Origin of the sequence: Lachnospira pectinoschiza (assembly GCF_020564355.1) — a bacterium.
Lineage (GTDB): Bacteria > Bacillota > Clostridia > Lachnospirales > Lachnospiraceae > Lachnospira > Lachnospira intestinalis.
The window spans coordinates 1-492 of the sequence record NZ_JAJCRR010000022.1 but is presented as its reverse complement, the minus strand read 5'-3'; the positions used below and the strand labels follow the sequence as shown (position 1 = coordinate 492).

Below are 492 nucleotides of genomic sequence, written 5' to 3'. Positions count from 1 at the left end.
AAAAAATCATTTCCTTATAATTATTAAACCCTCCTCTTTTGGCCAAACGACTAATTGAAGAAGGAGAAAAGAAATTTTTTTGAGCGATATCTCTGATGTCTAAACTTTCCTTTTTCTGGATTGCTGTGATAATGCTCTCAATGAGTTTCTCATCTTCTGGACGAAATGAGTTATTTGGTAGTAGACGATCGAGATGATATATTTTTGTCATAACTTTTCCTTTATTTTTTGAAAATATTTTCAGTTATTGAAAGCATATGCAAAGTGCTATAAAGCTATTGCGAACGCTTACTTAGATATAGTATACTGCATTTGTAAGAAAAAACAAAACGAGAGAAAGAGGAAAATATTTGAAAAAAATAATTATCAATGCAGATGATTTTGGATACTCCTCAGGAGTTAATCAAGGAATAATCAAAGCGTTTCGAGAGGGTGTTTTATCCTCTACGACTTTAATGGCGAATATGCCAGGCTGTGATGAAGCGATTAAAC

General features: G+C 32.3%; 2 protein-coding genes. One reads left to right on the top strand and one right to left on the bottom strand.

The genetic code is table 11. From position 1 onward, the window contains the following. Positions 1 to 211, bottom strand: a 211-nt coding sequence (locus LI288_RS14055; RefSeq protein ID WP_331464671.1) for a hypothetical protein, incomplete at its 3' end; no start/stop codon positions are given. A 139-nt stretch (positions 212 to 350) separates the two neighbouring features. Here LI288_RS14055 and LI288_RS14755 point away from each other — a divergent pair. Then, positions 351 to 492, top strand: a 142-nt coding sequence (locus LI288_RS14755) for a ChbG/HpnK family deacetylase (protein WP_227091068.1), incomplete at its 3' end; no start/stop codon positions are given.